The following is a 26,543-nucleotide window of genomic DNA, read 5'->3' as shown; positions in this document are numbered from 1 at the left end:
TTACCTCTCAATTTCTTCCAGTTTTTTCTTCAGTTTTTTTATTGCCCGCTGGCTCCTCTTTTTAGCTGTCTCTTCCGAGATTCCCATCAGCACTGCGATATCTTTTAATGACATGTTACGACCAAATCGAAACATAAGAAGTGTTCGATCATTTTCTTCTAAATGTTCTAATGCCACCGCCAACTGCTCCTTCTTGAATTTTTCAAAGAAAGCTTCTTCTACTCCAGAATCCGTCCTTGTTTCATAAAACTCTTCCACCGGAATCATCTTTTTCTTCTTACGAAGAATATCATAGGATGCATTCTTTGCAATAATAACACTATAGGGAATCTGGTCGCGGCGTGGTAACTGGCTGATTTTTTCAAAATGTTCCATTATATTTAAAAATGCCTGTGCAACAGCGTCTTCCGCGTCTGTTTCTGATTGAAGCAACTGATAAGAAACTTTATATAAAAGGGTGTGATTTTCATTAAATAATTGTTCGATCCAAACCTGCTCATCTTCTGAAAAGGTGCATAATACTAAGAATAGCATAAATCCATCTCCTGTGCTTCTTGTTATTTATTTAATATATAATGTGCAGTGCATTCAACAAGGGACAATATTTTGTTTGGTTTTTATGTCGACAAAAATAAGAATCTAATACTAACGGGCTTAATATTTTTACCCACAAAACAGATTATACCCCACGATCATCAGCGCCGCCGCCGTGAGTACAAGGAAAAATGTCGTCGGCAGCACTAACGCCCAGGTCATACCGAAACCTACGCAGAACAGCATAAGACCGCATAATCGCTTCATACCCATTCTCCCAAAAAGGAATGTCTATGACAGATTATGCGGTCTTTTAGATAATGATTCGCAACAGTTCTGTATCTTTCCAGTAATCATGAATTTCACGAGTTCACGAGTGAATTTTCTTTACCAGACAGCGTTTCTTATAGAAAGAAATTCCATAGCAGAGAACCTGATCATAGCTGTCTTCAAACTCTTTTGCATACATGCGTTCATCGATCTGGCGCAATGCCGTTTCACAGCTTTCTTCCATTTTCTCAAGTGCGGCAGAACACTTAACCTCAAAGACAGCGAGCCGTCCGTTTTCCGAATCGCATACGATCACATCACTCCGTCCCTCACCGTGTTCTCGGTTGGATTCCACCATATACCCCGCACAGGCGAAGATTCCAGCAAGGAATGCATGATAAAAATCTTCTTTATAATCATGATAGCTGATGGTCATTCTCAACAGCGTGCTCATCTCACGCGTCAAAAGTTCACTGTCACCATTCCATACTGCATGGAACAGAGTTCTTCGGTCAGTTCCTTTCGCTTTGTCCTGAAACCACTTTACGACAGTCGACTCGAAGATCTCCCGGATCTCCGCGTTCGGAATCATAAGTTTTGTAGTCTGATCTTCTCCGCGAACCCCTGTCAGATAGCCGGTCAGATAAAGAATGCTCCACAAATTTTCTTCTGAGGAGTGCAGAAGATCGTATGTGAGGTTTTCTTCAACCTTCTGTGAGATCGTTCCTCCCGCTAACAATGTTTCCAGTTTTCCGGTAATACTGCTCCCCGAATAATCGATAAAGGAGCGGATGATTGCGTTATCGCTCGTATTCTTCCAGTAACTCGCAGGTCTTGCCTTCGGATCGTTCGAAAGATCAAACAGGTAATTCATCACATCCCACGGACAATATACATCAAAATCGCCAAAATGATATCCGTCATACCAATATTTCATCGCCTCTGCATGATCTTTGGCATCCGCATCCCGTAAAATCCTGTCTACATCATCTTGCGTAAATCCAAAGTATTCATTCAGCCTGGAAGAAGTGATCGTATCTGACACGAAATTATTTGTTCCGGTGAAAATACTCTCTTTCGCGATCTTCAGGCAGCCGGTAATGATTGCAAATTGAAGGGCATTGTTGTCTTTTAATGCAGTGCTCATCATTGCTTTCACTACTTCTAACATTTCCTGATAATAATGGTGATTGCTCGCCTTGGCCACAGGAACATCATACTCATCCAGCAACAGCACCACTTGTTTTCCATAATGATCACTCAGCATTCGCATGAGAAGAGAGAGACTTTTCTTGATTCCGGTCGTACCGGCTTCGCCTTTTAAGATACGGCGAAAAGCTTCTTTGTCATAATCATTTACATTTTCGCTGTCCAGAAGGTCTGTATATTTTCGAAATAATTCAGCAATCGTTGCTTCCAACATTCCGTAGGCACTATCGAAAGTCAGGCCATCCACATCTTTAAACGAAAGGAAGATCGTCGGACACTGATTCATCCATTTCTGACAGAGCGCCGAAGCATTCATGATCCCCAGTCCCTGAAACAATACCGCACTGTCTTTTCGGATACTAAAGAAATTTTCCAGAGTACTCATCCCCAATGTCTTTCCGAATCTCCTTGGACGGGTAATCAGTGTCACTTTTACTGCCTGAGCTTTTAATACCTCGGCAATAAGGCCTGTCTTATCGACATAATAATATCCGTTCTGCCGGATCTCAGCAAAATCAGAAATTCCTACCGGGATATTTAAATGTGTCACGCTTATTCCCTCCTCTCATACCCCGAAATCGTTAAAACCATTTTATCATAAATGGCGTTCAGATACAACAATTCCCCGGATCGCTCCGAGGAATTGTGTTCATTTCTCTTTCTCCATCTCAGCTGCCATCTTCTCCGCTTTTGCCGCCGCGTCCGGAGTAATATCATTGCCGCCGGTGAAGCGGTTTACAATGTCCGGGACCATGTCAAGGACTTTGGTGACTGCATCCTGATGTTTGATATTTACGAGCTTTGTCATGCCGTTCTGGATCACGAGGATGGCACTGGGGCTCATCTTCGCGCTCATACCGCCGCCGCCATTTGTCTTTGCGGACTGTGCAAAGGAACCGGCTGCCATGCCGCAGGTCACATCCACAAGCGGGATGATCGTCGTGTTCTCATCCACCTTCACAGGCTCGCCCACAACGGTTTTTGATGTAATGAAATGATCCATCCCCTTAAACAGTGCATCCACGGTAGATGGAAACTGATTTTCTGCCATACCGATTCCTCCTAAATCTATGCTTTTTTCATCCCAGAATCTCTTTTCCTCAAGAAACGAAGTAATCTTCTGAAATCTTTACTGATAAACAGTCTTGCTGCCGTCCAAAGCGGATACCACAGGGCGATCCGCCCCTTAAAATGAAGTTCTCCGTCAAGCGCCGTTCCGTTGAAATCCGGCTCCAGAGTCAGTGTTCTCGCGTATAAGCCATAAAACGGACTGACCACCGTAAGAACCTGCCCCGTATCGTAGGGATCATCGAAACCGAAGTGAATCCGTCCCTGCATCTTTTTCGGAAGAACGTAGCGGACAAGTTTTTTTGCGCGCTTCCAGACAAGGTGAAACGCTTTCTGGTTCTGCCCGTCGTGCCAGAACATCGAGATGCTGTCCCAGGTCTTTTCCAGAGAAATTTTCTTCTTTGATATCCCATCGGCCAGCTTCCGGATCTTTCCGGGCAGTTCCCGGATCCTATTCCAAAGAGTTCGGGCTTTTTTTATAAGCCGCGCCAATTTTTCTTTGATCTTCGCACCGAAACAGTTCTTAACCTTCTCCACACGTTCCTCTTTCTCAAAGGGTTCCTTAAAATTTCCCTTTGAGGAGTTTTTCAAAGCACCCGCCGGCAGTGCGCTGGGAGAAGAAGATTCATTCGATCCTGAAACAAGCTCCGTTGCATGGACAACAAGTTCATCATCTTCCGCAGGGACAGCTGTCCTGTCATCCACAGCAGTTTTTTTCTCTTCCGCTTCCGATGTCTCCGCAACTGTTTCCAAAGGTATTTCCTGCTGCTCGTTTTCAGTTAAAACAGATACCTCTGTGTTTCTGATTTCAGAATCATTTTCTGACAGTACCGGTGTTTTTTCAAAGTCCGCAAAAACCGGCTCCGTTTCTGATTTTGTTTTTTGTTCTTCCTCATCCTCCGGCGGCCACAATCTCACATCAAACAGCTTAAACCACAGCACCCGCCCGGATACATCCGCGTGTTCGTGATAACTCACCCGGATCCGCACGAGATGTAGAAGCCAGCTCACTGACGCCTCCCCGTCCGGTTTTCCTTCGAAGGAGACATCCGCCCGGTATCGCACCGGAACGAACAAGATCAGCAATACCGCAGCGAGGATCAGTCCAAGGATCACTAACAGGATGACTCCGATGACCTTTAAGATCATCAGCAAAATATGGATCACTCGCAGCACCCCTTTCCGAAAAGAAAGGAGTTCACATCATACCCGCCGGTCTTTTTGTAGACCTCACAGATGATCCGCCCCGCAAGCGCCGCCGCATCCTCAAAATCCGCAGCGATCCCTACGATCAGAAGATCCTGCTTTTCATAGTAAGGAAGCTTTAATGTCAGCGCCGGATAGATATCTAAAAGGTTACGCTCCCCAGCCGCCGGAGTCAGGACATAAAAGCCCATTGGTCTTCCATTTCGGACCGCCTGGATCGTTTCGTATCTGTGCTTTTTCGCTTTTTCCCCGACATACAGTTTTTCATACCAGCGCATGATTCACCTGCTCATCCCTTAATATTTATGACCAGGTCACGCCTGGACCCGGTCTACTGTCTAGATCTGATGATCATTCTTCTCAAAAGGTCCAGCGCCGTGACCGCGGCATGTTCCCGGATCTCCTGTCTTGTACCGTTGAAGTGGCATTCCTCCACAATCAATTCGTCCTTCATGCAGCAGGAAACGTATACGAGTCCCACCGGCTTCTCCTCTGTTCCACCGTCCGGACCAGCAAGCCCCGTTACAGCAACGCAGGCATCCGCATCAGCCGCGAGAACACCGCCGAGTGCCATCTCCCTTGCGGTCTGCTCACTGACTGCCCCGTATTTTTTTAAAGTTGCCTTGCTGACATCGAGGATCTTTCTCTTTGATTTGTTCGAATATGTGATATAACCCTGATCAAATACGTCAGACGCACCTGGCACATTGATGATCTTTGCAGCCACCATGCCGCCGGTGCAGGACTCCGCCGTTGTCACCGTGAGTCCGTACTTTGTGAGGAGGCGCACAACGGTCTCTTCCATCGTCTCATTCTCTTTCGTGGAATAATACATGTCGCCCAGTGCCTTTTTTATCTCCTTGGCAACAGGTTTTAACGCCGCCTTGGCGGACTCCTCATCCTCCGCCTGTGTCTCCGCAAGAACATGGACATCTTTTCCGCGGCGTCTCGTGTAGATCACGACAGCGCCGCCGCACTTTAAGAGGTCCTGAAGCTTTTCCTTTACTTCCGTCTCGCTTTTTCCGTAAATTTTAAATATCTGGGCATAACCCTGTTCTGTTCGAATCATCACATTTTTCCTTCCGTAAGAACGCCGGCGTTCTTCACAATGTAGTCAACAAGTGAAATTACTGTCAATGCAAGAGCGATCCAGACAATGATTGTCGTCAATGTGGACAATGCCGGAATGTTAAAGATCAGAAGAACCACACCGATCATCTGGAATGTGGTCTTAAATTTTCCCCAGTAGCTCGCCGCGATGACAACACCGTTGTCGGATGCCACCAGACGGAAGCCGCTGATAATGAACTCACGGCTGATAATGATGATGACCATCCAGGCCGGAAGCTCACGAAGCTCGATCATACAGATCAGTGCGGAGCAGACAAGCAGTTTATCCGCCAACGGATCCATAAATTTTCCAAAATTTGTTACCAGATTATACTTTCTCGCGATCTTTCCGTCCAGCATATCGGTCAGGCTCGCGATGATAAAGAGCGCCGCCGCCACATAACGCATGTTCTGGTTTGCGCCGCCGTCATAAAGAAGCGCAGCTACGAAAAACGGGATCATGATCACTCGTAATATTGTCAGTTTATTCGGTAAATTCATCCTCTGCCTCCCCAATCAGATCATATTCGGACGCGCCTGTGACGCGTACCTTAAGGAAATCTCCGGACATCAGGGAAAGTCCGGTGTTTACAAAGATAAGTCCATCCACGTTCGGGCTGTCCATGTAGGTACGTCCGACGTAGGCGTTCTCATCAGCAACCTTGCCCTCGATCATGACTTCAAGGGTGCGTCCCTTCATTGCCTCAGACTTCTCAAAAGCGATCTCCTGCTGGAGTTCCATGATCTCATCGCGGCGATCCTGTTTTACCTCCTCCGGAACCTGATTTTCAAAGCTGAATGCCGGGGTATCTTCCTCCGGGGAATATGCGAATACGCCGAGACGGTCAAATTCCATATCATCGACAAACTGCATCAGGATCTCGTGGTCTTCCTCGGTTTCTCCCGGGAAACCGGAGATCAGCGTCGTGCGGAGTGCGATGTCCGGAATCTCTTTTCTGAGTTTCGCAATCAGTCCGCGGATCTCTTTGTTGTTGGTTCTTCTGCCCATCCGTTTTAACACGGCATCGCTTGCGTGCTGGATCGGGATGTCCAGATAGTTACAGACTTTTTCCTCGGTCTTGATCGTTTCGATGAGCTCATCGGTGATCTCCTCCGGATAACAGTACTGGAGACGGATCCACTGGATTCCGGATACGGCTGCCAGACGTCTTAAAAGCTCCGGAAGTTTCTTCTCGCCGTAGAGGTCTTTTCCGTAAAGAGTTGTCTCCTGGGCTACCAGGATCAGCTCCTTCACGCCTTTTTCTGCAAGCTCCTCCGCTTCCTTCACAAGCTGCTCCATCGGAACGCTGCGGTATTTTCCGCGAAGATACGGAATGATGCAGTACGTGCAGCGCTTGTCACAGCCCTCCGCGATCTTTAAGAACGCATAATGTCCGCCTGTCGTCACAAGACGGTCTGTAGTCTTGCTCACCGGCGCATCGATGCTCTCGAAGACCTCCGGTGTTTCTCCGTGCATGACTTCTTTGATCGCCTCCCCGACTGCCTCATAGGAAGTCGTTCCAAGGATCGCATCTACCTCCGGGATCTCATCAATGATCTCCTGCTTGTAGCGCTGTGCGAGACATCCGGTTACGATCAGCGCCTTTAAGCGGCCTGTTTTCTTTAACTCCGCCATCTGAAGGATCGTGTTGATGCTCTCTTCTTTTGCATCGCCGATAAAGCAGCAGGTATTGACAACGACGATATCTGCCTCATTTTCATCATCCACGAAGGAATAGCCCTCTTTCCCGAGGATTCCCAGCATTTTTTCCGTATCGACAAGGTTCTTATCACAGCCCAGTGATATGAAAAGTAAATTCATTCTGTTTGTTTTTCCTTTCTCTGTATAACTTCGCGGTCCGCAGCTGTATCCGGCATTTTTGGAACCGCCAGCGAAAAAAAGAGGAAACTAAAGCCAGATTCAGCCGTTTTCCTCCCCTTTCCAACATATTTCTCCGGTTCGTCCGTCCGTGGCTTGGCATCACACGGCCGGGCGGATCGCTTTTATTCTTCCGCGTACTCTTCTTCTTTTTTGATCTCTTCCGGAGTTCTCTCCTTCACCTCGAAATCAGTCTCGATCTCCGGCTCCTCGTCCTCTGTGAGGATCTTTACTTTCTGCTCATAAAGCTCCTGGACAGCGGTGGACAGCGGTTTCTTTCCGGCAGCGCCTGCTACGAGCGGTTTGTCACCAGCGATCAGCTGTCTCGCACGCTTGGATGCTGCGATGACGATGGAATAACGGCTCTGAACGACCGGCTGCTCGCCCGGCTCAACGTCGCTGTTTACGGCTTCGATTAAGTCTGTATAAGACGGATGTAACATAAAATATACCCCTTTCAGATCATGAGTTTCCTGGTTGCAGCTTTCCTCTCCATCTGTAAAGATGCGAGAAGTTTTGCTGTTTTTTGTTATAAATTTTAAATATCTGAAGTATCCGGTTTTGCATGTAGCATTTTTACGGATACATTCTTTATTTTGTCATATCGTGCAGCTCCTGCTTCATTCTCGCCACAAGATCCGTATTCGCGGACTCTTTAAAGTGGCTGGAGCGGATCAGGCTGTGGAGATCTTCCACGCAGGTATCAATATCGTCATTGACTACGATATAGTCATAGGAATCCATTCCGTCGGACTCCTCCGCGGCACGGCGGAGACGTTTTTCGATCACTTCCGCGCTCTCAGTTCCGCGGCCGGTAAGACGTTTTTTCAGGTCCTCCGCAGTCGGCGGTACGATAAATACGAGAAGCGCGTCTGGGAATTTCTTCTTGATATTGAGTGCTCCCTGGATCTCGATCTCAAGGATCACGTCTTTTCCTGCAGCCATCTTTTCTTCCACATATTTTTTCGGTGTTCCATAATAATGATCTACATAACGTGCATGTTCGATCAGCTCGTCATTTTTGATCATATCCTCGAACTGGGATTCGGTCAGGAAAAAGTACTCTCTTCCATTTTCCTCCCCCGGTCTCGGATTTCTCGTGGTCGCCGATACAGAAAGCGCGTAATTATCATATTTATTCAAGAGCGCCTTCATCACGGTTCCTTTTCCTGCTCCGGAAAATCCGGAAACTACAACGAGGACTCCTTTTGTCTGCATTACAAATGCCTCCTGATTACTCAATCATGTATTCTGCTGGTTTCGCGGACCGCGGATTGCTCCGCATTCCGTACTAACACAATCTTTATTCGATGTTCTGGATCTGCTCTCTTACCTTCTCGACCTCTGTCTTTAAGAGGATCGCGCGGTCGGAGATCTCGAGATCCGTTGATTTTGAGAGGATCGTGTTTGCCTCACGGTTCATCTCCTGGGCGATAAAGTCGAGCTTTCTTCCGACACTTCCGCCGGCTAAAAGTTCCTTCTTCATTCCCTCAATGTGGCTTCTTAAGCGGACGGTCTCCTCATCCACACAGATCTTATCTGCAAAGATCGTAACTTCCGTTGCAATCCGGGACTCGTCCACGGATGCGGTCGCGAGAAGTTCTTTTACCTTGTCTTCCAGCTTCTGGCGGTACTCCGCGATCACCTTCGGGGAGCGCTCCTCGATAAAGTCGACAAGTGTCAGCATATATTCGAGCTTTCCTACGAGATCGTTCTTTAAATTCTCGCCCTCGCGGATCCTGGACTCCACGAATCCCTCACAGGCTCTTGAGAGCGCATCTTTCAGGAGCTCCCACATATGGTCTTCATCTTCCGGAACTTCCTCCATCGTGAGGACTTCCGGGCATCTTGCCAGCATGGACACTTTCACATCATTGTCGATATCAAAGTCATCAGCCATCTTTTTAAAGCTGTCCATATATTCCTGTGCAAGAGACTTGTTATATTTGAGGAATACCTTTGCGTCGGTATAATCCTCGTATGTCACAAATATATCTACTTTTCCTCTCTGGATATAATCCTTTAAGAGGGTACGCATGGATGCTTCGAAGTAATTGAATTTCTTCGGCATCTTAATTCCCAGATCAAGATACCGGTGGTTTACCGCCTTTATCTCTACTGAAATCTTACACTCGTCCGTCACTAACTCGTGGCGGCCGAATCCGGTCATGCTCTTAATCATTCAGACATGCCTCGCTTTCCCATAGATAACCATTATTATACGGCAAATAAAAATTACAGTCAACCAGATTTCTGTGCAAATATTCTGTTTCTGATCGCATATGAAAAATAAGGCAGAAAAATCCCCAGCGGCTTTTCGCATTCTGACCGCTGGGGATTTTTCATTCATATGGGAGGTATTCTGCGCTGTCCGGTGGGGTATATCAGACAGCCGCTATATCAAAATCAGGGAAATTGTCCATTCTGTAAACGTGCTTACACCGGAATGATCCCAAACAGGATCGCGGCGATCATGCAGATAAAGGAGAATCCCCATACCCACAAGAAGTTGCTCTTGATGTGCTGGTTGATGTCCACATCCGCAAGGCCGACTCCGAGGAGTGTTGCCGGTACCATCGGGCTGATGAAGGTCGCGCAGTTTCTGCAGACTGCCATCGCTGCGGCGATCGGGAGCGCCGGGATCCCGAAGCCCTCTCCGATGCCGATCATGACCGGAAGCATTCCGTAGAAGTAGCTGTCGGTGTCGAACGCGAGTGCGAGCGGCAGATGACGGCCGAGGACTGCCGGGAGGAAGGTACTGATCAGTCCGGACATGCAGGTGATGACGCTCGTGGTCCCTTCGACCTCTTTTACAAGGACACCCATGAGGACAGCCGCCGCCATCAGAGTCGAACACATGGTCAGTGCCGGACCCGCATGATTGTTGATGATGACATCAAACATTCCGGCATCTGTCATGATCCCGAAGTACAGGACGCTGAATACGAACAGTGCCGCTGTCGGGCCGGTGCTGGAAAAGCCGCTCTTGATGAGCTTTGCAAAGTTGTCCCAGGTGTAGTATCCGAAAAGGACGAGGATCACACCGAGGATCATCGGGAATTTCAGACATACTCAAATTCTCCTTTATCAAGGGGGTATACGCTGCGAAAACATGTCTGGGGAAATTGTTTTCACAGCACCGGGACGGGCAGATTACTGTTCATCCTCAAATTCATAGTCTTTGATCTTTCTGACCACATCGATGATGGTGCCGTCGCGGGCCTCGATCACGCCGACCACGCGGTCGTCAAACTGCACCGGATCCGGAGTTCCGACCATGGCGTACGCCTTATCGCGGAGCTCTTCGATCGTGCAGAACGGAAGGTCAACGCCTTTCATGCACTCGATAAGGTCCTGTCTTCTCGGGTTAATGGCGATTCCGTAGTCTGTGATGACAACGTCAACGGACTCACCGGGAGTCGTTACCGTTGTAACATTTGTACAGATTGCCGGGATCCTTCCCTGAAGCAGCGGAGCAATGACGATCGTGCACTTCGCTCCTGCTGCCGTGTCCGGATGTCCGCCCTGAGCACCTGTGATCATGCCGTCGGAACCGACAACGACGTTACAGTTAAAGTTTACGTCAACCTCAAGAGATGCAAGGATCACGAAATCCAGCTTATTGACATAAGCGCCCTTGTTGAACGGGTTCGCGTACTCGGACGCAGAGATCTCGAAGTGGTTCGGATTTGTCTTGATGGACTCGATGGCACCCTGATCGAAATCCTGGGTATCAACGAGCTTGTTTACGAGACCTTTCGCCAACAGATCACACATCGGAGTGGTGATTCCGCCGAGGCCAAGTCCCATATGGATGCCTCTCTCTTCCATGATCTTTCCAAGGGAGATCGTGGAGGCGATGGAAGCTCCGCCGACACCTGTCTGGTAGGAGAAACCTTCCTTAAAATACGGGGTGTTGACTACGAACTTTGTGCAGTAATCCGCCATCATGATCTTTCTGACATCCGTCGTCGGTTTTGCAGCACCTGTCGCGATCTTGGCCGGATTTCCAATCTCATCTACGACACAAACGTAATCCACATCGACCATGGAGATGCTTGCCGGAATGTTCGGGAACGGAACGAGGCAGTCTGTCACGGCAACAACCTTATCCGCATACTGGGCATCGACCATTGCGTAAGATAATACGCCGCAGTCGCTCTTTCCGCCGTTTGCGCGCATGTTTCCATACTCATCACATGTCGGAGCACCGATGAAGGCGATATCGATATGGACTTCGCCAGACTCGATGGCGCGGACACGTCCACCGTGGGAGCGCATGATCGCAAGGTTTTTTAACCGTCCTGTGGAGATCGCCTCACCGATCTTTCCGCGGACACCGGAGGACTGGATTCCTGTGATGGTGCCATCCTCGATGTACGGAACGATCGGATCGTGAGCTTTTCCTAAGGAGCTTGCACAGATCGTGATGTCCTTGATGCCCATCTTATGGACCTCTTCCATGACCATGTTTACCACATAGTCACCCTCACGGAAATGATGATGGAAGGAAAGGACCATGCCGTCCTTAATGCCGCATTTTACAAGGGCATCATGGATGTTCTCGACAAGCTTGCTTCTTGTCGGATCGTTTAATGTACGGACGGTCGGAGCCGCCTTTGTATATTCGTAATTATCATAGGCATAGACGCCCTTGAACGGCTCCTTGCCTGTTGCTTTTAAGATCTCTTCGGGAATTTCTCTTCCAACTGCATTGATCATCTTATAAATCCCCCTTATAAACGCCTGCTGCTTTCGCCATGGCGAGTGTTCTCTTTGCTCCGTCGTAGAATGCGATGTCGATCATCTTTCCGTCAACGGTGAAGACTCCGATTCCCTTTGCCTTCTTGTCATCAATCTCGCGGACAACCTTCTCCGCGAAGATGATCTCTTTTTCCGACGGTGTGAAGACCTTATGGACGATGGCGATCTGTCTCGGGTTTACGAGAGACTTTCCGTCGAAGCCCATCATCTTGATCATTCTTGTCTCATTCTCGAAACCTTCCATGTCGTCAAGGTTTGTGAACACTGTATCCCAGCACTGGACACCTGCCGCTCTCGCCGCCATGATCATGTGCTGTCTCGCTCCCATAAGCTCCACTCCGGTTCCTGTGATCGTTGTCTGGAGGTCCTTTGTGTAATCTCCGCCGGATAAAGCGATTCCGATAAGTCTGTCAGAAGACTGACATACCTCCAAGGCATTTAAAACACCTTTGCAGGACTCTAAGGCTGCCATTAAGAGCGTGCTTCCCTCCGGGCGTCCAAACTCTTTCTCTGCCGCAAGGACATGCTCCTCAACGGTCTTAACATCCTGTGCTGTCTCGGTCTTTGCGATACGGATCGTATCAGCACCTCCGGCAACACAGACACGGATATCCTCTTTCCAGTGCGGGGTATCAAGACCATTGATTCTTACGACTCTCTCAACACCGCGGTAATCGATCTCCTGAAGTGCATGATATAAGGAATATCTCGCTGCGTCCTTCTGGTTCTCGGCAACTGCGTCCTCAAGGTCCAACATGATGGAGTCCGGTTTATAGATATACGGATCCTTGATGAGACCCGGTTTCTGGCAGTTTAAAAACATCATGGATCTTCTTAAGCGTTTTTTATTCGGATGCATTATTTGATGACACCTCCCCACGGAAGATTTTCGGTGATGCCGTTGGAACGGTAGACCGCACACTCAACTCTCGCCTTTAATGTACAGTCGAGCGCTCCTTTGTCAAAGATCGTGACCTTTGCACTGTCCACGCCGAGACGGTCCAGGGTCTCCAGTGTGACTTTCCGGATCTGTCTGCCGTACTGATGGATCACGCTGCTCTCGATCGTGAGCTCGATCTTTCCTTCGCCCGGCTCCACGGTTACCTGGGCATCGCTGGATTCCAGTGTGCCGGCCATGGCTGTCTTCTTGATTTCCATATATTCCCTCCGTTTCTCATTATGCAGGATGCACAAATTTCGTTTGTTTTCCCACCTGAGTTCTATAACTTTCTATGGCATTACTATATCACTTGCATTTTTTTTAATCCAATACATATCCCTCTATAGCGAATATAGGGAAATTCTTATGGGGCATCGGCTCGGTCCGGCGGCAGGAACGCTCCGGTTTCCCCGCGTTGTCTTTTCCGACCGGATGTGATAGAATAGAAAGGAAAAACAGGAGTTTTATCTAACTGAGATAAAAAGTCAGGGGAGGACGCCTCTATGAATGAAAAACACATGCAGTATGTTCTGACCGTCCTGAAGGAAGGCAGCTTTACAAACGCGGCAAAAAAGCTCTACGTTTCCCAGCCCTCTCTGAGCCAGATCATAAAGACCGCCGAGAGCAATCTCGGCGCCCCGATCTTTGACCGCTCCACCGATCCGATCACCCTGACGCCGGCCGGACAGCTCTACGTGGAGGCGGCGAGGCAGGTGACAACGATCTCCACAAACTTGAGAAAACAGGTCGAGGAGCTGAGCAAGGAAGAATTCGGGACCATCCGCCTCGGGATCTCGGTCCAGCGCGGCATGGAGCTGTTACCGGAATTATACCCGCGTTTTAAGAAACGATTCCCCCATGTGGGGCTGGAACTCCATGAGCAGGGATCTGCGACCATGGAAAAAAGCGTCCTGGAGGGGGAAGTCGGGATCGCACTTCTCACGACATTCCCGCGCCACGAGGAACTGGTCTACGACCTGATCCAGGAGGAAAAGCTTGTCCTCATCGTGAACCGCGAATGCGAACTTGCGAAACGGATCGCGCCCGGGACACCGATCGATATCCTGGAGGCGCGCGATGAGACCTTCATCTCCAGCCAGTCCGGTCACTCCGTCCGGACGATCCAGGACTCCCTCTTTATCACGAGGGACATGAAGCCGAAGATCGACCTTGTCACGATCAGCATCGAGGTCGGAAAACATGTCGTTGCGGCAAGTCCTGTCGTGATGGCCTGTCCGGATTCCTATGTCGAGACTGATAACTCGCCGGATTCCGCCTACTTCTCCTATCCGATCCTCGGTGTGGAGAATCCAAGACATTTTTACGCCTGCTACCGGAAGGACATGTATCTCACAAAATATATGAAAGGATTTCTTGAGATCCTGCATGAGATCTGAGGTTTTTATGGAAAAATTTTTATGGAATGATCCAGAAATAGAACAGTTATTATTAAATGACGCAGAAGAAGAAACATTAGAAAAATTCATCGGTGCCGATGCCGAGCTTCCGGATATGTTAAACGCCAGGGAACGGCGCGTCTGGATGCAGGAACAGCTTCTCTCCGAATTTCCCGGCGTTCTCGTCTCCTTCACCTTAAATATCCCGGGGCCGGTCAAGGTCCTGCCGCTTGTTCCGGAGGCATTTGCCTTTGCACTTTCGGAGATCGTTTCCGCGTTGGATACCGCAAAGATCTCGGTCTTAAAGCGCAGCCTAATCCTCGATAAGACCGGTCCGGAGGCATTTCTCTGCGTGGATGCGGATGCGCTCGCTGTAAAACGCCTTCTCGTGCCGTTAGAGGACGCGTCCGATCTCGGAAGACTCTACGACATCGATATCATCGGGCGGGATGGAAAAAAGATCTCAAGAAGTGACATCGGGCAGCCGGGCCGGACCTGTCTCCTCTGCGGCCGCCCTGCGCGGGAATGTTCCAGAAGCCGGGCCCACTCGGTCGCAGAGCTGACGGAACGGATCAACGCGATCTTTCATGAACACTTTTCATGAAGCAGATCCGATCCGCCCATTCCCACACTCGGGAGATACTCTTAGAGAGTCTCCCGAGCGTACACATATCAGACAATCTTAGAATTTATGATCGATAAAACGAAAGGAACTCATACACCATGGCATTTGACGGAATCGTGATCGCGAACCTTGTCCGCGACCTGAACGAAAAGATCGCCTCCGGCAGGATTTCAAAGATCGCCCAGCCGGAAAAGGACGAATTACTCTTTACCATTAAAGGAAACCGGGAGAACGTGCGTCTGCTCATATCGGCGAACGCCAGTCTCCCACTCCTCTATTTTACATCAAACAACAAACCGAGCCCGATGACGGCTCCGAACTTCTGCATGCTTTTAAGAAAGCATATCGCAAACGGCAGGATCATCTCCGTGACCCAGCCGGGACTGGAGCGGATCGTCCGGATCGAGGTCGAGCATCTCGATGAGATGGGCGATCTCCGGAGAAAATTCATCGTGATCGAGCTCATGGGAAAACACAGCAACATCATCTTCTGCGATGAGAACAACGTGATCCTCGACAGCATCAAACATATCTCCGCACAGGTAAGCTCTGTCCGAGAGGTACTCCCGGGACGCGATTACTTTATCCCGCACTCCGGGGAGAAGAAAGATCCGCTGACGATCACGGAGACAGAATTTAAGGAACTCCTGCACAACACCCCGCAGAACCTCTCAAAGGCCCTCTACATGGATCTCACCGGTTTAAGCCCGGTCATTGCCGCCGAGATCTGCCACCTTGCATCACTCGACGGGGATGTCTCCGCGAAGGAATTTTCCGATGCGGAACTCACACATCTCTTCCACGCGTTCACCTGGATCATGGACGATGTCCGCGAAGGCAATTTTACGCCGAATATCATCTATGAAGGCGAGAAACCGGTCGAATTCGCATCGGTACCGCTCACGATGATGGAAGGCGGCAATTATAAGACCGTGAACTTTTCCTCCATCAGTGAACTTTTAGAGCGCTACTATGCGGAAAAGAACATGGTATCCAGGATCCACCAGAAATCCACGGACCTCAGAAAGATCATCTCCAACGCATTGGAGCGCAGCGTCCGAAAGCTGGATCTGCAGACTAAGCAGTTAAGGGATACGGAAAAGCGGGAAAAATACAGGATCTACGGAGAACTTTTAAATACCTACGGGTACGGTCTCTCCGGCGGAGAAAAGAGTTTTAAGTGTCTGAATTATTACGACAATACAGAGATCACGATCCCGCTGGATCCGACGATGACGGCTCAGGAGAACGCGAAGCGGTATTTTGACAAGTACAATAAACAGAAGCGGACTTATGAGGCCGTCACCGAGCAGCTCGCACAGACGAAGGCGGAGATCGCCCACCTGGAATCCATCAGCACATCGATGGACATCGCAAGACTCGAGGAGGACCTTGTCCAGATCAAGGAAGAGCTCACGGAGTATGGCTATATCAAGCGCCACTACACAGGCGGCAAAAAGGTGAAGATCACAAGCCGCCCGTTCCACTACCTTTCCAGCGACGGATTCCACATCTATGTCGGAAAAAACAACTACCAGAATGAAGAACTCGACTTCAAGTTTGCCAACGGCGGTGACTGGTGGTTCCACGCAAAAGGAATCCCGGGCTCCCATGTCATCGTAAAGACTGAGGGAAAAGAGCTCCCGGACCGCGTGTTTGAGGAAGCCGGTGCGCTGGCTGCCTACTACTCCAAAGGCCGCGGGAATGAGAAGGTCGAAGTCGACTATATCCAGCGGAAGAACTTAAAAAAAGTTCCCGGAGCCGCACCAGGTTTCGTTGTCTATCACACCAACTACTCTCTGATGGCAGTTCCGGGAATCCCGGTGCAGGAAGTAAAGTAGCGAACCGCTATCGTCCTCCCGCCTCATATAACAGTGCGTTGCAGATCGCCGCGGCGATATTGCTCCCGCCTTTTCGTCCTCTGGCGACGATCGCCGGGACATCCGTCCGAAGGATCAGTTCCTTTGCCTCGACTACGTTCACGAATCCGACCGGTACTCCGATGATGAGCGCCGGCCGGATCTTTTTTTCTTCGATCAGCTCATAGAGGCGCATTAACGCCGTCGGCGCGTTTCCGACTGCATAGATACACTCCGAATAAAGTCGCGCCGCCTTTTCGGCGCTGACCGCGGATCTCGTCATCCCGCTCGCCTTTGCAGCTTCCTTCACATCCTCATCCCCGATAAAGCAGTGCACATCGATCCCGAATTTTCTGGCCGCCGTCTTGTTGATCCCGGATGCCGCCATCGTCGTATCGGTGATGATCGGAAGCCCCCGATGGATCGCCTCTTTTGCCAGTCCGATCGCGCCTTCTGTGATCGTGAGGGTGTCGCGGTAGGAGAAATCGGCGGTGGTGTGGATCACACGGCAGAGAACCGGAAGTGCATCAGCCGGATACCGGGAAACAAATTCCTCGCCCAGCTCTCCTTTTATTATCTCAAAACTCTTTTTTTCGATCTCCATCGGGCGGGTTGTCAGGAAATCGATCCCCGTCCGCTTTTTTAATTCTTCGGTCCAGTCAAGTCCACTCATCATCTCACATCCTTTCGTTCCAGGATCCGGTAGATCATATCCATATCCAGATTTTCCCGGATAATCTTAGCCATCTTGTCATACTGCTCTTCTTTATACTTTGCCATCGAGAATGTTTCCCCGTTTTCATATGTCTCCGGACGAACACCTTTTCTCTCTGCGAGGAAATAGCGGATCGCATGCTGCATCTCTTCTGTGTCGAATACTCCGTGGACATAGGTTCCGAATACGTTTCCGCTGATACAGCCGTCTTCTTTCCCACCGGCCGGAGCTCCATTCGGATTCGAATCCGTTTTATATCCTGAACGCGCATCGGAATCCGTCGCCATCGCTGCGATATTTTCCCCATTTTCGTACTGGATCCACGAAAACGGCTGTCCGCCGTCCCGGATCGTCTCTCCCATATGAATCTCATATCCGTTGATCTTTACCGGTACTCCATCGTTTGAAAACCCGGCTGCCGTTCCATTTACTCTCGTCCTCGTCTTCTTCTCCGCAAAGCTCGTGCGGATCGGCAGGAGCTCCATGCCGCGCATCGTTCCGCCTTCTTCCACACCATGCGGATCGGAAAGACTCGTTCCCAGCATCTGGAACCCGCCGCAGACGCCGATGACCGGGATCCCTTTTCCCGCCATCCGCGTGATTACAGCTTCCAGCCCGTTCTGGCGGAGCCACTTGAGATCTCCCATGGTGTTCTTTGTCCCAGGGAGGATGATGAGATCCGATCCGGTCAGTTCCTCCGGACGGCTCACATAAGAAAGCGCGATCCCCGGCAGTCGCTCCAGTGCATTAAAGTCCGTGAAATTCGAGATCCTCGGAAGCCGGATCACGGAGATCTTCGCAAAAGCCGCATGGCCGGAGCGGTCAAGAAGAGGTCCGGTTCCATGTTTTTCTGTCAGGCGCTCCGAGAGGCTGTCCTCATCGTCCACGTCCACATCCATGTACGGGATCACACCCGCAAACGGGATCCGGATCCGCTCATAGAGCATGGAAAGACCCGGTTTTAAGATCTCTTTATCCCCGCGGAACTTATTGATCACGAAGGCGCGGATCCGCTTTTGCTCCGCTTCTGTGAGCAGGGCCGCTGTCCCGTAGAGCTGGGCGAAAACGCCGCCCCGGTCGATGTCCCCGGCGAGAAGTACCGGCGCATCCAGCATCTCGGCGAGTCCCATGTTCACGATATCGTTTTCCCTCAAGTTGATCTCGGCCGGACTTCCCGCGCCTTCCACAACGATCACATCGAAGCGGGATGCCAGGGAATTGTAGGCATCCATGATGTCCGGGATCAGACTCTTTTTCATCTTAAAATACTCCGCCGCCGGATAATTGCCGCGGACCTCGCCGTTCACGATGAGCTGGGATCCCATGTTCGAGGTCGGCTTTAAAAGGATCGGGTTCATCGCCGCCTCCGGCTCGATTCTGGCTGCCTCCGCCTGCATGACCTGGGCCCGTCCCATCTCAAGCCCGTCCCGCGTAATATAAGAATTCAGGGCCATATTCTGGGACTTAAACGGTGCAGTCCTAAGCCCGTCCTGCTTAAAGATCCGGCAGAGCCCCGCCGCAAGAAAACTCTTCCCCGCATTCGACATGGTCCCCTGGATCATGATCACTTTTGCCATTTTAATTCCTCCACTGTGTGGTGTTTCACTTTTTCAGTCATGTTGTCTTCCTGCGTGAATTTGCATCCACTCGGGAATATTATTTTAGCACTCTCCCAACAAAGCTCCCCGAATTGACCACTTTTCATTTTCAGTCAGCTCACCTGCCAGTGATTTCATAACACGCTCTGTTGAAAACCTTTTAAATCCAGCTAAATACTGTAATGTTTTTTCGTCTTTAATCTCTGCCAGGTTGATCCTATGATTTTCCACTGCTGCAAGAATCTCTTCCCGCATCGCAATCTTATCCTTCTTCCCTGTACCTGTCCAGGAAATTAATTGATCGAATGCCAATATCAGATATTCAAAACAAATCATATCCAGGATTATAACATGACCAGCTGACCGATCAGCGAATGATCTCAGAATACGATATTTATTCCGGATATCCTGATTATCTACTACATAATCAAATACAATATAATAGATATCTCCTGTATCCGGCTGCAGCTGATAGATTGCATCCAGAATTCCTTGATTGCTCTCTTTACTTTCGACAATAAGTTTACCCTCGAAGAAAAGCTGATTTACTAATTGCCAGAAATGAAGACCTGCACCAGTGTCCTCTGTCCATAAATACTTCATATCAAACTTCCTCTTCTAGAGTTATCTTATTATCTGCCAGTTCCAATACCTTAAAGCTCTTATCCGAAACATTCAGGCCATCACAGTTCCTTAAGAAAAGCATATATTGATTTGAAAACTCAAAGTTAATAAATCTTCGGATCTCGTCATTGATCAGAATATCAGCATTATCGATCACAATAAAATTATTTCTGCACGTTTCAAGATCTTCCTGGATATTTTCCGACCGATAATTAAATAATTTTATAGCATGATATGCGTCAGTTTGTCTCAAGTCCTCAAGCATTTCATAAAGGACTGTTTTTCCGGTTCCGCTGTCGCCTCCGACAAGAGTAATGCGATCGTCAAAAGACAGATCATAGGAAAAAGGAGCTGCCTGAAAAGTAATATTTTTATAGATCATTTTTCTCTCTCCTTTCATACTCTCTGGTCCACCAGGTCTGATATCCAGCATTTCCTGTCACCACATCTTTCTCATTAAAACGAATTTCTGCATTGTCCGGAATTTCAACAAAACTTGGACGTGACATATAAATCTTTATGTGATCCAGCTGAAATATCATCTTCAAAACATTGGGACCACACTCTTCAACACATACCACTTTTTCTGGATGTTTTACAATATTCAGCAAGGTTTTACACCCAGAAGATAAGTTTCGGATTGTTCCCAGTCCATACTTTGTTTCTATGTGCTTATCAAGTGTCAGGATTGCATCATCCGCTTGAAAAATCAGATTTTTATCCTGTTCTGTCATTTCTTCATTGCTTGTGTGTGACATACTCCCACCACTTAGCTCACGCTTGAAGTGGGGGCTTCTCGTTCGATTACCCCGTTGGGCAAAGCATTCACGAGCGATCCCCGTGTGTCCCACGGTTCTTTTTGTCTGATATATTTTTATGATGCTTTTTCGCTTTTTTCTAATATGATCCCGGATATTCTCAGGCCTTCCCGGCAGATGTTGACCGCCGCATTTTCATCACGGTCCATCCGGTTTCCGCAGCTGCAAAGATATACCCGATCTTCCAGTTCCAGATCATGTTTTATTTTTCCACAACAGCTGCATGTTCTGGAACTTGGATACCAGCGGTCGATGCGGACAAGTTTCTTTCCTTCCCGTTCCAGTTTATACTGCAAAAAATCTGTGAACATTCTCCAACCGTTGTCATGAACACTTTTTCCAAAATGATGTTCCCCGCTCATCGTCTTCAGATCCAGATCTTCAATACATACGATATCATAGAAATTGGTTATCTTTCTTGATTCTTTATGTAGATAATCTTTTCTCTGGTGAGCGATATGCGTATGGATCCGCGCCACTTTTTTCTGCTGTTTTTTATAACGATTGCTTCCCTTCCGGCAATGGCTCAGTTTTCTCTGCGCTTTCGCCAGTTTTTCCTCGCTGTTTCTGAAATAGTGCGGATAACCTGCATGTTTTCCATTGGAATCTACATATAGTTCTTTCATGGAAAAATCGAGTCCGACGGCCTGCCTTATGTTCCTTGTTTCCACCGGCTTTTCTTCACAAAAATACAGAAGAGAAACATAATACCGCCCATCAGCTTCCATACAGACGGATGCACCTTTCAAGCAGGCATCTTTCCGGATCTTACGATGCTGCCGGATCCGGATCCAGCCTGCCTTTGGGAGCTTCAGTTTCCCATCTTTTAACAGGATATTTCCATTGACACTGTTTGTGGTATAGCTTTTAACAGGATTCTTTTTTGACTTGAATCTCGGAAAACCAAACGATGGATCCCTGAAAAAGTTTTTATATGCAATCTGTAGGTGCAGCTGGGCATTGCACAGAGCAAGACTGTCCACTTCTTTTAGCCATGGAAACTCTGCCTTATATTTTGCCGGAGTAACCTTCAGATTTTTTCCGGTCTTTTCATAACATTCCTTCTTTTCTGACAGCATCCGGTTATATACGAACCTGACACATCCAAATGTTTTTGCAAACAGTTCCTGTTGTATTTTATTGGGATAGATCCGAAACCGGTATACTACGTTCATATTTTTTCTCCCCCTGTGTCTCGATGTACTGACGGATCACTTCGATCGGAGCTCCGCCGGCACTCAGGAGGCAGAAGCTCTGACTCCAGAACATTTCCTTCCAGAGCTTCTGCCGGATCTCCGGATACTCTTTTTTGATCAGACGGCTGCTGGCACTTTTATAGGCATTGATAAATTTACTGAGTTCCGACTTCGGATGGGCACGGAACATGATATGGACATGGTCCTCATCGTGATTCCACTCTTCCAGGGTGATATGATATTTGGGCGCAATGTATTCAAAGATTTCTCGTGCGCGATCCGAGATCGGATCATTCAGGACCTTTTTCCGGTACTTTACGACCAGAATCAGATGATAACAGAGTAAAAATACTGAATGTGCATTATTGTCAAGTTCTCTCATATTTATCAGCCTTTCTTTTTATTTCGACTGATTTAATTATATCACAAATGAGATCATTTGTCTATTACATTTCAGAACATTTGTTCTGTTTGATCTGCAATCTATTTTTCCTTCAGGCTTATTCATTGTATGCAGAATTGATGATATAGCACGACTACAAAAATCAATATATGAGAAGTTTACAATACACAGCACAGCTATGTGCAATAATCTGATATCTACATACCAACTATCGCACTATGCAAGAGATGGCAATTCATCTCACCACCTATAGAGGTGGGAGAATTCTTGCTGATTCTTGTTAAATTAAAATAGAGATCATTTTTCAGGATCCAATTGGAAGATTCTTTTTTTTCTGTATAAATATCGATCATGTCAATCCTAGCTCCTTACTTATAATTTCGATAAAATCTCCATAGCTGCTTCCCACACCGCACAGATCCCCATCAGGATCCACGACGTCCGGTAAAGAAGTCTGTTTGCCCGGCGGATATCCTCCGGTTCCACCGGCCGCAGATCATCTCCGATATATTTCTTCTTTACGAGTTTTCCAAAGTACCACGCGTCCCCGGCAAGGCGCACCCGTAGCGCTCCGGCACAGACCGACTCTGTCTGCGCGGAATTCGGGCTCGCATGGTTGAAACGGTCCCTCAGGAAGATCTTTTTCGCATTTTTTCCGTCAAATTCGTGCCCTTTGGACGGCAGATACGCCGCAAAGATCATGATCCAGGCGCAGAGTCTCGATGGAATAAAATTCAAGACGTCGTCCAGTTTAGCAGCCGCCCGTCCAAGGTACAGATATTTGTCATTCTTATACCCGACCATTGAATCCATCGTATTGACTGCCTTATATACCCAGCCGAGGACCGGTCCGCCGATCGCCATGTAAAAGAGCGGTGCCGCAACACCGTCTGACGTATTTTCCGCGACTGTCTCCACCGCCGCCTTCGTGACACCAGTCATATCGAGCACTTTAGTATCCCGCCCAACGATCATCGACACCGCATACCGCGCCGCTTCAAGGTCGTCCTTTTTCAATTCCCGGTACACCTTCATGCTCTCATCCTTCAGGGATTTTACCGCAAAAAGCTGATAACACAGGATCACAGATGCCAGAAACCGGAGCCACGGGGAGATCCTGCCGCAGGTGTATAAGATCCCGCCGGATACGACCGCCGTTGTCCCGGTCACGAGAATAACAAGTACCACACCGCCAGCTAAGAGCGCCCTCTCTCCCTCTCCAAAAAGTTTCCGGATCCCTTTCTCCAGAAATGAAATATAAGCCCCGATGAGCCGCACCGGATGATATAACCAGTGCGGATCCCCGAGGACCTGATCGAGCAGAAATCCGAGTGCGACCACTGCAAGTAATTCGAGTCTGTCTGTCATAAAAATCTTCCTTTAATGTTTGTTCCGTTCGTTGTCTATCATACCGCAAAACCGGCATTCCTCATATAGTGAACTGGTCTGGTTTTTCTGCGTCATTTTAAATACTTTCCATTATTCTTATAAGCCATGATGATGATCACGATCGTCAGCACAAGAAACAGCCCAAGCCATAAAAATGCCGGGAAAACACGGCAAAGATACATTACCAAAAACGCAAGATCCAGCCCCCAGAGCATCTTTGTGACGCCCTCCGTATGGCACCATTTCGCCCGTTCCTCGTCCTCAACCAGAATTTTCGAGCTGATCGGCGTATAGATCCCACTGACAACAAGTGCACCGTAGATCAGAAATCCGATGCTGCATACCGATAATAAAAGAATCATGATTTTACACCCCCTATGATATTGGATTGTTCCGAAGAAACCGCACCTGACCGATCCGTCCATCCGGCGTTTCGATCTCCCCAAAGATCCCCTCGCCGTTCCCGACCTGCCAGTCATAGTAACTCTTCCGTTCTTTTGCAAGCGCCTCCATGACGGCCATGATCGTTCCCCCGTGGACGACGAAGACGAGTGTTTTGTCCGGATCCTCTGTCTCCCGGAAGAATCTCGCAAGGATCTCCCGGAACGCCTTCACAGTCCGCGCTTTAAACGTTTCCGTGCTCTCCCCGCCCGGGAATCCCTCAGCTCCCATCGTATCAATAAAATGCTGATATTCCATGTCCCCGGATAGTTCCAGATAGTTTTTATATTCAAACTTTCCAAAATCACACTCGGAAAGATCTTCGACCCGAACCCTCGGGACCTGCGGATAATCATGTTCCGGAAATAGTGTTTCCGCAGTCTCAAGGCAGCGTTTCATCGGGCTTGTGATGATCGCCGCAGGTTTTCCGGCAAGTTCCCGGATTTTTTTTGCCTCTTTGCCAAGCGTTTCGAGGGATTCCTGCGTCAGACTCTCATCCGTCCTGCCCACATATCGTTTCTCCAGGTTCCCCGGCGTTGCCCCATGCCGGATCAGTAAAAGTTTCACTTAAAACACCGCCTTTCCGATCACCGCCGCGAGCAGGATCCCAAGCTCACAGATCTGCAGGAAGAAACCGGCAAGATCTCCGGTCACACCACCGAATTCCTGTACTGCCATGTGGCGATACCAGAGAAAGATCAAAACCGTTGTAATTACAACAACACCGCCGCAGATACCACCAAAGAGCAATTCCAGAAATGCCGCGAGGAAAAAGATCACGAGCATGCAGACTGCCACGGTCTTCTTTCTCGCATCCTTCATAAAATCTGCCAGCATCCCATGTTTTCGCGCCTCCGGAAATGTTGCGGTGGAAAGGCCGCTGAGCGCCCTGGAAAGAATAAACCCGATCGCTGTGAGAAGCGCACTTTCTTCATCAAGTTCCGTGCACGCCGCCGCGTAGAGGATCAGATACAGTCCTCCGAAGATCACCGCAAACGCTCCTGTGTGCGTGTCCTTTAAGATTCCCAGCTTCTTCTCCCGGTCGCCATATGACGCTCTTGCATCGCAGGTGTCCATAAATCCGTCCATGTGGATCCCGCCCGTGATAAAAAGCGGCACTGCGAGGAGGATCCCCGCTGCCAGGATCTTTCCCGTCAGGATCCTGTCAAGCAGCAGATACATTCCAAAAAACACCGCTCCGATCACTGCCCCGATCGCGGGAAAAAAGCACATGGCGTATTTCATGTCCTCTTCCTTCCACTCAAACATCGGCATCGGGATCCTGGAATACATCGAAAACGCTATGATCGCCGCTCTCATGTCCGGACCTCCTTCTCATAATCCACGTACTGCTCGACGGAAATGTCGGAAAATGTGCTCATCTCTTCGTAAACACTCGCCCCCATCTTTAAGAGCGGGATCATCGCCACAGCCCCGCTTCCCTCGCCGAGATGCATCCCGAGATGGAGCGGCGCCGGAAGTCCAAGCATCTCAAGAACCGCTTTTCCGGCCGGTTCCCTGGAAATGTGCGAGGCAAAGAGATAATCTTTCGCCTCCCGGCGGATCAGGACCGCGAGAAGTGCCGATACAGTCGAGAGGAACCCGTCCATGAGGACCGGAAGTCCGGCCGCCGCCCCGCCTAAAAAGAGCCCGGTCATTCCCGCAAGGTCAAAACCGCCAAGCTCCGAAAGGACCGTCACAGCCGAGAGCGCCCCATTCTCATAATCTTCCTTCGTTCCGCCCCGGTACTGCGGATATGTTTCATAAAAGCGGCCAACCGCCATCGAAACCGCCCGTTTTTTCTTTTCCAGCCCGGCATCCGAAAGTCCGGCTCCCCGTCCGGTCGCTTCCTCCGGGGAAAGTCCCGTGAGCACTGCGCTCATCGCGGCAGCAGGCGTCGTATTTCCGATTCCCATCTCACCTGCAGCGAGAAGCTCATATCCCATATCCCGGAACGTAAACGCAAGTTCGATCCCGGAAACAAGCGCCTGCAGGCAGTCCCCTCTGCTCATCGCAGGTTCTCTCACGATATTTCCGGAACCTCTCGCAATCTTTCGGTCCATGATCCGGTGCGGATCCGGCTGTTTTACTCCGATCACTTCACAGTCCATCCCCATGTCCACGGGATAAAGATCTGTTCCGGCAATCCGGCACATTTTGGAAGTTGAAGTCTCCCCCCGCGTGAAATTCTCCGCCACGATCCGGGTCACTTCCTTCCCGGTCTGGGTCACGCCTTCCGAAACGACGCCATGATCCGCGCACATGACTGCAAGTGCGGACTTATCAAGCGTGATCCCGGACGCACTCCGCCTGATCCCGGCAATCCTTATAATATCGTCCTCCAGGATCCCGAGACTGCCGATCGGCTTTGCAACGGAATCCCATCGCTTTTTTGCGAGTTCCATCGCATGGAGGTCGGCTGGGACGATCTGTTTCAGATAGCTTTGAAATTTTTCTTCGATTGTCTCTGTTGTCATCGTGTTGTCACTCATTATCTT

Annotated in this window: 31 protein-coding genes; 3 read left to right on the top strand and 28 right to left on the bottom strand. The window is 49.1% G+C overall.

Translation table 11 applies throughout. The annotated features are described in order from the left end of the window. From ACXMYH_RS08195 to citD, 16 genes are all read right to left on the bottom strand, one after another. Positions 1-534 (bottom strand): RNA polymerase sigma factor, encoded by a 534-nt coding sequence (locus ACXMYH_RS08195; protein ID WP_117469642.1) that lies wholly within the window; start codon positions 532-534, stop codon positions 1-3. Positions 535-663: 129 nt separating this feature from the next. Continuing rightward, positions 664-801 carry a hypothetical protein gene (locus ACXMYH_RS08190; RefSeq protein ID WP_166462275.1) on the bottom strand — a complete coding sequence of 46 codons (138 nt, stop codon included), beginning with the start codon at positions 799-801 and terminating at the stop codon, positions 664-666. A 103-nt stretch (positions 802-904) separates the two neighbouring features. Further along, a complete protein-coding gene (locus ACXMYH_RS08185) occupies positions 905-2,563 on the bottom strand; it encodes an AAA family ATPase (RefSeq protein ID WP_486554665.1) in 1,659 nt (552 codons plus the stop codon). A gap of 99 nt (positions 2,564-2,662) precedes the next feature. After that, on the bottom strand, positions 2,663-3,064 hold the full coding sequence (locus tag ACXMYH_RS08180; RefSeq protein ID WP_015554583.1) for a GerW family sporulation protein: 402 nt from the start codon (positions 3,062-3,064) through the stop codon (positions 2,663-2,665). A gap of 17 nt (positions 3,065-3,081) precedes the next feature. Next, complete coding sequence (locus tag ACXMYH_RS08175; RefSeq protein ID WP_486554664.1) at positions 3,082-4,248, bottom strand: DUF2953 domain-containing protein; 1,167 nt, start codon at positions 4,246-4,248, stop codon at positions 3,082-3,084. After that, positions 4,245-4,565: a hypothetical protein gene (locus ACXMYH_RS08170; RefSeq protein WP_021904976.1), complete on the bottom strand. Its 321-nt coding sequence runs from the start codon at positions 4,563-4,565 to the stop codon at positions 4,245-4,247. Before ACXMYH_RS08170 ends, ACXMYH_RS08175 begins: the two co-directional genes overlap by 4 nt. A gap of 53 nt (positions 4,566-4,618) precedes the next feature. Continuing rightward, positions 4,619-5,356, bottom strand: a complete 738-nt coding sequence (locus tag ACXMYH_RS08165) for a nicotinamide-nucleotide amidohydrolase family protein (protein ID WP_486554663.1) — start codon at positions 5,354-5,356, stop codon at positions 4,619-4,621. Beyond that, a complete protein-coding gene (gene pgsA, locus ACXMYH_RS08160) occupies positions 5,356-5,898 on the bottom strand; it encodes a CDP-diacylglycerol--glycerol-3-phosphate 3-phosphatidyltransferase (RefSeq protein WP_015554586.1) in 543 nt (180 codons plus the stop codon). Before pgsA ends, ACXMYH_RS08165 begins: the two co-directional genes overlap by 1 nt. Beyond that, on the bottom strand, positions 5,882-7,219 hold the full coding sequence (gene rimO / locus ACXMYH_RS08155) for a 30S ribosomal protein S12 methylthiotransferase RimO (RefSeq protein WP_486554662.1): 1,338 nt from the start codon (positions 7,217-7,219) through the stop codon (positions 5,882-5,884). Before rimO ends, pgsA begins: the two co-directional genes overlap by 17 nt. 182 nt (positions 7,220-7,401) lie before the next feature. Next, positions 7,402-7,719, bottom strand: a complete 318-nt coding sequence (rpoZ, locus tag ACXMYH_RS08150; RefSeq protein WP_118298144.1) for a DNA-directed RNA polymerase subunit omega — start codon at positions 7,717-7,719, stop codon at positions 7,402-7,404. Positions 7,720-7,867: 148 nt separating this feature from the next. Further along, positions 7,868-8,494, bottom strand: coding sequence for a guanylate kinase (gene gmk / locus ACXMYH_RS08145; protein ID WP_118298143.1), 627 nt, complete (start codon positions 8,492-8,494; stop codon positions 7,868-7,870). Positions 8,495-8,579: 85 nt separating this feature from the next. Then, on the bottom strand, positions 8,580-9,458 hold the full coding sequence (locus ACXMYH_RS08140; RefSeq protein ID WP_118298142.1) for a YicC/YloC family endoribonuclease: 879 nt from the start codon (positions 9,456-9,458) through the stop codon (positions 8,580-8,582). 254 nt (positions 9,459-9,712) lie between these two features. After that, positions 9,713-10,330 carry a hypothetical protein gene (locus ACXMYH_RS08135; RefSeq protein ID WP_486554661.1) on the bottom strand — a complete coding sequence of 206 codons (618 nt, stop codon included), beginning with the start codon at positions 10,328-10,330 and terminating at the stop codon, positions 9,713-9,715. 99 nt (positions 10,331-10,429) lie between these two features. Beyond that, complete coding sequence (gene citF, locus ACXMYH_RS08130) at positions 10,430-11,998, bottom strand: citrate lyase subunit alpha (protein WP_486554660.1); 1,569 nt, start codon at positions 11,996-11,998, stop codon at positions 10,430-10,432. A 1-nt stretch (position 11,999) separates the two neighbouring features. After that, entirely contained in the window at positions 12,000-12,899 is a 900-nt protein-coding gene (locus tag ACXMYH_RS08125; RefSeq protein WP_021904969.1) for an aldolase/citrate lyase family protein, read from the bottom strand. Continuing rightward, positions 12,899-13,198, bottom strand: a complete 300-nt coding sequence (gene citD, locus ACXMYH_RS08120; RefSeq protein ID WP_486554659.1) for a citrate lyase acyl carrier protein — start codon at positions 13,196-13,198, stop codon at positions 12,899-12,901. Before citD ends, ACXMYH_RS08125 begins: the two co-directional genes overlap by 1 nt. A 285-nt stretch (positions 13,199-13,483) precedes the next feature. On the opposite strand from citD, the gene ACXMYH_RS08115 reads away from it, so the two are divergent. The 3 genes from ACXMYH_RS08115 (at position 13,484) to ACXMYH_RS08105 (ending at position 16,843) form a co-directional block, all read left to right on the top strand. After that, complete coding sequence (locus ACXMYH_RS08115) at positions 13,484-14,377, top strand: LysR family transcriptional regulator (protein ID WP_118532785.1); 894 nt, start codon at positions 13,484-13,486, stop codon at positions 14,375-14,377. A gap of 7 nt (positions 14,378-14,384) precedes the next feature. Beyond that, positions 14,385-14,981 carry a citrate lyase holo-[acyl-carrier protein] synthase gene (gene citX / locus ACXMYH_RS08110; RefSeq protein WP_486554658.1) on the top strand — a complete coding sequence of 199 codons (597 nt, stop codon included), beginning with the start codon at positions 14,385-14,387 and terminating at the stop codon, positions 14,979-14,981. A gap of 119 nt (positions 14,982-15,100) precedes the next feature. After that, positions 15,101-16,843: an Rqc2 family fibronectin-binding protein gene (locus tag ACXMYH_RS08105; RefSeq protein WP_486554657.1), complete on the top strand. Its 1,743-nt coding sequence runs from the start codon at positions 15,101-15,103 to the stop codon at positions 16,841-16,843. A gap of 7 nt (positions 16,844-16,850) precedes the next feature. Here ACXMYH_RS08105 and ACXMYH_RS08100 read toward each other — a convergent pair whose 3' ends face one another. From ACXMYH_RS08100 to ACXMYH_RS08045, 12 genes are all read right to left on the bottom strand, one after another. Continuing rightward, entirely contained in the window at positions 16,851-17,534 is a 684-nt protein-coding gene (locus ACXMYH_RS08100; RefSeq protein WP_252197372.1) for a precorrin-8X methylmutase, read from the bottom strand. Continuing rightward, the gene (locus ACXMYH_RS08095) at positions 17,534-19,153 is read right to left on the bottom strand and encodes a cobyric acid synthase (protein ID WP_486554656.1); all 1,620 of its coding nucleotides are present in this window, start codon (positions 19,151-19,153) and stop codon (positions 17,534-17,536) included. The genes ACXMYH_RS08100 and ACXMYH_RS08095 overlap by 1 nt, the downstream gene beginning before the upstream one ends. Before the next feature lie 84 nt (positions 19,154-19,237). Continuing rightward, positions 19,238-19,777: a hypothetical protein gene (locus ACXMYH_RS08090; RefSeq protein ID WP_486554655.1), complete on the bottom strand. Its 540-nt coding sequence runs from the start codon at positions 19,775-19,777 to the stop codon at positions 19,238-19,240. Between the two features lies 1 nt (position 19,778). Continuing rightward, positions 19,779-20,180, bottom strand: coding sequence for an ATPase (locus ACXMYH_RS08085; RefSeq protein WP_118532791.1), 402 nt, complete (start codon positions 20,178-20,180; stop codon positions 19,779-19,781). After that, complete coding sequence (locus ACXMYH_RS08080; protein WP_486554654.1) at positions 20,170-20,556, bottom strand: DUF4869 domain-containing protein; 387 nt, start codon at positions 20,554-20,556, stop codon at positions 20,170-20,172. The genes ACXMYH_RS08085 and ACXMYH_RS08080 overlap by 11 nt, the downstream gene beginning before the upstream one ends. A gap of 116 nt (positions 20,557-20,672) precedes the next feature. Then, entirely contained in the window at positions 20,673-21,791 is a 1,119-nt protein-coding gene (locus tag ACXMYH_RS08075; RefSeq protein ID WP_486554653.1) for an RNA-guided endonuclease TnpB family protein, read from the bottom strand. Beyond that, positions 21,754-22,194, bottom strand: coding sequence for an IS200/IS605 family transposase (gene tnpA, locus ACXMYH_RS08070; protein WP_486554652.1), 441 nt, complete (start codon positions 22,192-22,194; stop codon positions 21,754-21,756). The genes ACXMYH_RS08075 and tnpA overlap by 38 nt, the downstream gene beginning before the upstream one ends. A gap of 393 nt (positions 22,195-22,587) precedes the next feature. Continuing rightward, a complete protein-coding gene (gene cbiB / locus ACXMYH_RS08065) occupies positions 22,588-23,583 on the bottom strand; it encodes an adenosylcobinamide-phosphate synthase CbiB (RefSeq protein ID WP_329752622.1) in 996 nt (331 codons plus the stop codon). 92 nt (positions 23,584-23,675) lie between these two features. Beyond that, positions 23,676-23,966: a hypothetical protein gene (locus ACXMYH_RS08060; RefSeq protein WP_118298130.1), complete on the bottom strand. Its 291-nt coding sequence runs from the start codon at positions 23,964-23,966 to the stop codon at positions 23,676-23,678. A gap of 13 nt (positions 23,967-23,979) precedes the next feature. Then, a complete protein-coding gene (locus ACXMYH_RS08055) occupies positions 23,980-24,612 on the bottom strand; it encodes a histidine phosphatase family protein (RefSeq protein ID WP_486554651.1) in 633 nt (210 codons plus the stop codon). After that, the gene (locus ACXMYH_RS08050; protein WP_486554650.1) at positions 24,613-25,365 is read right to left on the bottom strand and encodes an adenosylcobinamide-GDP ribazoletransferase; all 753 of its coding nucleotides are present in this window, start codon (positions 25,363-25,365) and stop codon (positions 24,613-24,615) included. It abuts the gene before it with no gap. Beyond that, positions 25,362-26,537: a nicotinate-nucleotide--dimethylbenzimidazole phosphoribosyltransferase gene (locus ACXMYH_RS08045; RefSeq protein WP_486554649.1), complete on the bottom strand. Its 1,176-nt coding sequence runs from the start codon at positions 26,535-26,537 to the stop codon at positions 25,362-25,364. Before ACXMYH_RS08045 ends, ACXMYH_RS08050 begins: the two co-directional genes overlap by 4 nt. Between the last annotated feature and the right edge of the window lie 6 nt (positions 26,538-26,543).

The sequence above is a fragment of the Pilosibacter sp. NGB245 genome (genome assembly GCF_057397225.1).
The sequence above is the reverse complement of the archived record's forward strand: the minus strand, read 5'-3'. Positions and strand labels throughout refer to the sequence as shown.

Excerpts from the sequence above, each read along its gene's own strand:
- ACXMYH_RS08195 (WP_117469642.1), bottom strand. The coding sequence starts at position 534 with ATGCTATTCTTAGTATTATGCACCTTTTCAGAAGATGAGCAGGTTTGG.
- ACXMYH_RS08190 (WP_166462275.1), bottom strand. The coding sequence starts at position 801 with ATGAAGCGATTATGCGGTCTTATGCTGTTCTGCGTAGGTTTCGGTATG.
- ACXMYH_RS08180 (WP_015554583.1), bottom strand. The coding sequence starts at position 3,064 with ATGGCAGAAAATCAGTTTCCATCTACCGTGGATGCACTGTTTAAGGGG.
- ACXMYH_RS08170 (WP_021904976.1), bottom strand. The coding sequence starts at position 4,565 with ATGCGCTGGTATGAAAAACTGTATGTCGGGGAAAAAGCGAAAAAGCAC.
- ACXMYH_RS08165 (WP_486554663.1), bottom strand. The coding sequence starts at position 5,356 with ATGATTCGAACAGAACAGGGTTATGCCCAGATATTTAAAATTTACGGA.
- pgsA (WP_015554586.1), bottom strand. The coding sequence starts at position 5,898 with ATGAATTTACCGAATAAACTGACAATATTACGAGTGATCATGATCCCG.
- rimO (WP_486554662.1), bottom strand. The coding sequence starts at position 7,219 with ATGAATTTACTTTTCATATCACTGGGCTGTGATAAGAACCTTGTCGAT.
- rpoZ (WP_118298144.1), bottom strand. The coding sequence starts at position 7,719 with ATGTTACATCCGTCTTATACAGACTTAATCGAAGCCGTAAACAGCGAC.
- gmk (WP_118298143.1), bottom strand. The coding sequence starts at position 8,494 with ATGCAGACAAAAGGAGTCCTCGTTGTAGTTTCCGGATTTTCCGGAGCA.
- ACXMYH_RS08140 (WP_118298142.1), bottom strand. The coding sequence starts at position 9,458 with ATGATTAAGAGCATGACCGGATTCGGCCGCCACGAGTTAGTGACGGAC.
- ACXMYH_RS08135 (WP_486554661.1), bottom strand. The coding sequence starts at position 10,330 with ATGATCCTCGGTGTGATCCTCGTCCTTTTCGGATACTACACCTGGGAC.
- citF (WP_486554660.1), bottom strand. The coding sequence starts at position 11,998 with ATGATCAATGCAGTTGGAAGAGAAATTCCCGAAGAGATCTTAAAAGCA.
- ACXMYH_RS08125 (WP_021904969.1), bottom strand. The coding sequence starts at position 12,899 with ATGCATCCGAATAAAAAACGCTTAAGAAGATCCATGATGTTTTTAAAC.
- citD (WP_486554659.1), bottom strand. The coding sequence starts at position 13,198 with ATGGAAATCAAGAAGACAGCCATGGCCGGCACACTGGAATCCAGCGAT.
- ACXMYH_RS08115 (WP_118532785.1), top strand. The coding sequence starts at position 13,484 with ATGAATGAAAAACACATGCAGTATGTTCTGACCGTCCTGAAGGAAGGC.
- citX (WP_486554658.1), top strand. The coding sequence starts at position 14,385 with ATGGAAAAATTTTTATGGAATGATCCAGAAATAGAACAGTTATTATTA.
- ACXMYH_RS08105 (WP_486554657.1), top strand. The coding sequence starts at position 15,101 with ATGGCATTTGACGGAATCGTGATCGCGAACCTTGTCCGCGACCTGAAC.
- ACXMYH_RS08100 (WP_252197372.1), bottom strand. The coding sequence starts at position 17,534 with ATGAGTGGACTTGACTGGACCGAAGAATTAAAAAAGCGGACGGGGATC.
- ACXMYH_RS08095 (WP_486554656.1), bottom strand. The coding sequence starts at position 19,153 with ATGGCAAAAGTGATCATGATCCAGGGGACCATGTCGAATGCGGGGAAG.
- ACXMYH_RS08090 (WP_486554655.1), bottom strand. The coding sequence starts at position 19,777 with ATGAAGTATTTATGGACAGAGGACACTGGTGCAGGTCTTCATTTCTGG.
- ACXMYH_RS08085 (WP_118532791.1), bottom strand. The coding sequence starts at position 20,180 with ATGATCTATAAAAATATTACTTTTCAGGCAGCTCCTTTTTCCTATGAT.
- ACXMYH_RS08080 (WP_486554654.1), bottom strand. The coding sequence starts at position 20,556 with ATGTCACACACAAGCAATGAAGAAATGACAGAACAGGATAAAAATCTG.
- ACXMYH_RS08075 (WP_486554653.1), bottom strand. The coding sequence starts at position 21,791 with ATGAACGTAGTATACCGGTTTCGGATCTATCCCAATAAAATACAACAG.
- tnpA (WP_486554652.1), bottom strand. The coding sequence starts at position 22,194 with ATGAGAGAACTTGACAATAATGCACATTCAGTATTTTTACTCTGTTAT.
- cbiB (WP_329752622.1), bottom strand. The coding sequence starts at position 23,583 with ATGACAGACAGACTCGAATTACTTGCAGTGGTCGCACTCGGATTTCTG.
- ACXMYH_RS08060 (WP_118298130.1), bottom strand. The coding sequence starts at position 23,966 with ATGATTCTTTTATTATCGGTATGCAGCATCGGATTTCTGATCTACGGT.
- ACXMYH_RS08050 (WP_486554650.1), bottom strand. The coding sequence starts at position 25,365 with ATGAGAGCGGCGATCATAGCGTTTTCGATGTATTCCAGGATCCCGATG.
- ACXMYH_RS08045 (WP_486554649.1), bottom strand. The coding sequence starts at position 26,537 with ATGAGTGACAACACGATGACAACAGAGACAATCGAAGAAAAATTTCAA.